This is a genomic window from Streptomyces sp. URMC 126, from assembly GCF_051386555.1.
Taxonomy (GTDB): domain Bacteria; phylum Actinomycetota; class Actinomycetes; order Streptomycetales; family Streptomycetaceae; genus Streptomyces.
In genome coordinates this window covers 1-2,786 of the sequence record NZ_JBPQTX010000529.1, presented here as the reverse complement: position 1 = coordinate 2,786, position 2,786 = coordinate 1, and the positions used below count along the sequence as shown (strand labels likewise).

Annotated in this window: 3 protein-coding genes; 2 read left to right on the top strand and 1 reads right to left on the bottom strand. The window is 76.6% G+C overall.

The genetic code is table 11. The annotated features are described in order from the left end of the window. Positions 1-775 (bottom strand): LysR substrate-binding domain-containing protein (locus ACSNOK_RS32335; protein ID WP_436784354.1); only part of this gene is annotated, 775 nt, incomplete at its 3' end. Between the two features lie 130 nt (positions 776-905). Here ACSNOK_RS32335 and ACSNOK_RS32330 point away from each other — a divergent pair. Then, a complete protein-coding gene (locus tag ACSNOK_RS32330; protein WP_436784353.1) occupies positions 906-2,033 on the top strand; it encodes a diaminopropionate ammonia-lyase in 1,128 nt (375 codons plus the stop codon). A 296-nt stretch (positions 2,034-2,329) separates the two neighbouring features. Beyond that, on the top strand, positions 2,330-2,786 hold a 457-nt coding region (locus ACSNOK_RS32325), incomplete at its 3' end, for a hypothetical protein (protein WP_436784352.1).

Sequence of the window (2,786 nt, the reverse complement as noted above, 5' to 3'; positions counted from 1 at the left end):
GGAGGGGAACGGTGGGGCGGCGGGCGTTCCGGACGAGGTCCGGGAGGAAGGCCGCGGCGTGCCCCTCCTCGACGAGGCGGAGGTGCAGGAGGAGGTCGCTGGACTCGAACCGGACGTCGGGTTCGAAGCCGGCCTCCCGGCACAGCGCCGTCGCCCAGCGGCGGGCGGCCGTGCCCTCCGGTTCCATCACCCACGGGTGATCGGCGAGCATCCGCAGGGCGGTTGGCGGCCCACCGTCCGCCGGGCCGGGCACGGCGAGGCGGAGGGTGTCGTCGAGAAGGGCCTCCCGTTCCAGTTCGGCGGGGTGGGGGATCGGGTCGCCGGGGTATTCCTCGGTGACGACCAGGTCGAAGTCGCGGGCCAGCAGGGCGGGGAGAGCGGTCTCCGGTTCGCCCTGGGTGACGTGGACCCGCAGGCGGGGGTGGGCCGCGCGGAGCAGGCTCAGGGCGGGGGGAACGAGCGTGAGCGCGGCCGTCTGGAAAGCGGCGAGGCGCAAGGTGCCCGCGGTGTCGGCCAGGGAGTCGGCGATGTCCGCCTGGGCGCGTTCCAGGCGTTCGAGGATCACCTCGGTGTGCGCGACGAGGATGTCGGCCTGGTGCGTCAGCCGCACCCGGCGCCCCACCGGTTCCAGCAGCCGCACGCCTGCCTCCGCTTCCAGTTGGGACAACTGCTGGGAGACCGTGGAGGGGCTGTACGAGAGGGCGGCGGCGACGGCGGCGAGGGTGCCGCGGTGCTTGAGTTCGCGCAGCAGGCGCAGCCGGTGCAGGTCGAACACGGCGGAGGTTCCTCTTCTTTCGTCTCGGGCCCGGTTCTCGGCGCGCCACCCCACCATTCGGTTTTCCCGACGAATACAGGTCGGAATCATGCGCTGGACCGGAGGGACGCCCACGCCGCAGGCTACTGCCATGACCACGATCACTCCCTCCCCCGTTCTCGCTCCCTCCTGGTACGCCCGCCCGGCCGCCCGTGCCTGGTCCTGCGCGCCCGCCCCCGCTGGCGTACGGGACTTCCACGCCGCGCTGCCGGGGTACGCGCCGACGCCCCTGACCGAACTGCCCGAGCTGGCCGCGGAGTTCGGCGTGGGACGGGTCTTCGTCAAGGACGAGTCGTCCCGGCTGGGCCTGCCCGCCTTCAAGGCGCTGGGCGCGTTCTGGGCGGTGCGCAACATCGTGGCCGAGCGGGCGGCGGAAGGGCGGGACGCGGCCCCGCTCACCCTGGTGACCGCGACCGACGGCAACCACGGCCGGGCCCTGGCCCGGGCGGCCCGCGACAACGGGCTGCGGGCCCGCGTCTTCGTCCCGTCGGGCGTGCACCCGGCGGCCGTCGCGGCCATCGCCGGCGAGGGCGCCGAGGTGGTCCGGGTCGCGGGCCCGTACGACGACGCGGTGCGGCGGGCGGCCGAGGCGGCCCGCGCGGCCGACACGGTCCTGGTCCAGGACACGGCCTGGCCGGGGTACGAACGGATCCCGGGCTGGATCGTGGAGGGCTACTCCACGCTCTTCGCCGAGATCGACGAGCAGCTGGCGGCGGCCGGCGCCGGGGCGCCCGGCCTGGTGACCGTCCCGGTCGGCGTGGGCTCGCTGGCCCAGGCGGCCGTCACCCACTACCGCGCCGGCCGACCGGCCGCCGGACCGGCACCGGCGCTGCTGGCCGTGGAGCCGGAGGCGGCGCCGAGCCTCCTGGCGAGCCTCACGCGCGGCGAACCGGTGACCATCGCCACCGGGGAGACCGCCATGGCGGGCCTCAACTGCGGGACGCCGTCCGCCCTCGCCTGGCCGTTCCTCCGGGACGGGCTGGACGCCGCCGTCGCCGTCACCGAGGCCGGCGCCGCCCGGGCGATGGCCGACCTGTCCGCGCTCGGCGTCCCGTCCGGACCCTGCGGCGCCGCTTCCCTCGCGGGCCTGCGGACGGCGCTCACGGGACCCGGCGCGGCCGGGCGGCGGGACGCGCTGGGGATCGGCCACGAGTCGACGGTGGTGCTGCTCAGCACGGAGGGCCGCGAGGCCAATCCCTACGCGTCCACCGACGAGTGAGCCACGCCTCGGCCCCCTCGCGGGGCTGTCCGCCGGACGGCCCGCCGGGCCGCCGGGCTGACACCCGCCGAGTCGGCCGGAAGCCGGTCGGAGAGCCGACGGTGCGGCCGGCCGCCGGGCCCGTCGCTGAGCCGCCCGCTGGCGGCGCGCCCTCCCCCGGGTGAGGCCGCCATGCGCCCGAGGGGTGACGCCGGGGCCTCACCCCGGTACGGGACGCGGGGACCGGGGAGGAATGGCTCCGCCCGGAAGTCCGAGGCGCCCGTCGCGGGCGTCGCGCGTCAGAAAGGGAGTCGGCCTTGGCTCTGGTACCGAACGGCGTCTACACGATCGCCCGGCCCGGCGGCCGGTTCCTCACGCTGCGGGACGGCTCCGCCGAACCGGGAACGCCCACCTTCCTCATGCCGCGCACCGCGGGGCCGGGTGAGCAGGAGTGGATCCTGGAGGAGCTGGACGACGGGACGCGGACCGTCCGCAACGTGCGGAGCGGCACGCTGCTCGGCTTCCACGGAGAGCCCGAGCCCGGCAAGCAGGTGGGCGCGGGCGCACGGCACCGGTCCTGGCTGCTGCGGCCCGCGCCGGGGGCGGGCCTCTTCCACCTCGTCGTACCGGACGACCCCGGCGGCTACGGCGCGTATGGGGGCGGTGCCGAGCTCGCCGTCGACGTCGCCCCCGAACCGGCGTGGGCGGGCCGCGTCGTCCTCCGGCCGCTGGGAGCGGGGGATCCGGAGCGGGCATGGGAGTTCCGGGGGGTGG